Origin of the sequence: Kitasatospora sp. NPDC085895 (assembly GCF_040702125.1) — a bacterium.
Classification (GTDB): Bacteria; Actinomycetota; Actinomycetes; order Streptomycetales; family Streptomycetaceae; genus Kitasatospora; species Kitasatospora arboriphila.
On sequence record NZ_JBFBJY010000227.1, the window covers coordinates 1 to 1,442 of the forward strand.

2 protein-coding genes are annotated in these 1,442 nt (G+C 58.9%); both read left to right on the forward strand.

All coding sequences use genetic code 11. The annotated features are described in order from the left end of the window. On the forward strand, positions 1 to 531 hold a 531-nt coding region (locus AB0442_RS42430), incomplete at its 5' end, for an MFS transporter (RefSeq protein WP_366168841.1). Between the two features lie 129 nt (positions 532 to 660). Then, positions 661 to 1,442, forward strand: a 782-nt coding sequence (locus AB0442_RS42435; RefSeq protein WP_366168842.1) for an SDR family oxidoreductase, incomplete at its 3' end; no start/stop codon positions are given.

The window sequence follows — 1,442 nt, forward strand, 5'->3', positions numbered from 1 at the left end:
ACCGTCAGCCTCTGGGCTGAGCTTGCCGAGTTCAGGACCCCGCACCTCTGGGCTGCCTACACGACGAGCGCACTCATCATCGGGGCCACCTTCGCTGCTTTCGCTTACTTCGCGCCGATCCTGACCGAAATCTCCGGCTTTACGCCTGCGGCGATTCCGTGGCTGCTTGGCGTCTACGGAATGGCGAACGTCATCGGGAACACCATCGTCGGCCGCTACGCCGACCACTACACAATACCGATCATGATGCTCGGGCTGATTACGCTGAGTGCACCGCTGATCCTTCTCGCACTCCTGACGCAGTACGCAGCACTTAGCGTGATCCTCTTCATTGTCATCAGCCTAGTCGGCGTGCCGATGAATCCCGCGATGATCACACGTGTCATGAAAACGGCTACGCATCCGGGGCCCCTGGTCAATACGATCCATACCTCGGTCATCAACATCGGCCTGGAGGTCGGCTCATGGGTCGGTGGCCTCGGCATCAGCGCCGGTCACCGCTCTGGGTCGGCGTCACCCTTGCCGTCGTAGGCATCGTCAGCTTGCTTCCGTACCTGCGTCGCGATTCGCACGCGCTGCCGGCTGGCGAGTGAAAGTGCCGGACATCACCACTGTGCGGGCCGCGATGTCGACCACGAACTTCAATGAAGGAGAAAACGAATGGTTGCCAACAATACGAAGAGGCTGAAGGGGAAAGTTACTCTGGTCACAGGTGGGTCGCGGGGCATAGGTCGAGCAATTGTCGAACGACTAGCCGCTGAAGGCGTGAACTTCATTGGTGTCCATTACGGCACCCAGCCACTGGCAGCTGATCAGGTCGTAAACCGTGTCGAAGAATTAGGGGCCCAAGCAGTGGCGCTTCATGCTGATTTCCGGGCGGGTGGCCAAGGGGTAGGTTGGGAACTCTGGGGAGCTTTCTCGGACGTTGCAAAGAAACACACTGGTCACGACGGGGTAGATATCTTGGTCAATTGCGCCGGCATCGCACCGCTTGCCCCACTTTCTGCAACCACCGAGGCACTTTACGATGAAGTGCTATCCATCAATCTGGCTTCGACGTTCTTTCTCACTCAAGCAGCTGCGCCTCACATTCGCGAAGGCGGCCGGATCATCAACTTCTCGTCCGCATTGACGCGCATAGCTGCGCCCACGAGACCGGTCTATGCCGCGTCCAAAGGTGCAATAAACGCGCTGACTCTCGCATTGGCGGCGGAATTCGGTCCGCACAACATTACCGTCAACGGCGTTGCGCCCGGTGTCATCGACACAGACATGAACGGTGGCTGGTTGAACGAACCGGAGGCCCGACGTCAGGCCGAAGAACTATCGGTATTCTCTAGAGTCGGCCATGCCGATGATGTTGCCAGCCTCGTCGCATTCCTTGTATCACCCGACAGCCGCTGGGCAAAGGGTCAGGTCATCGACGTGTCTGGAGGGTCAAG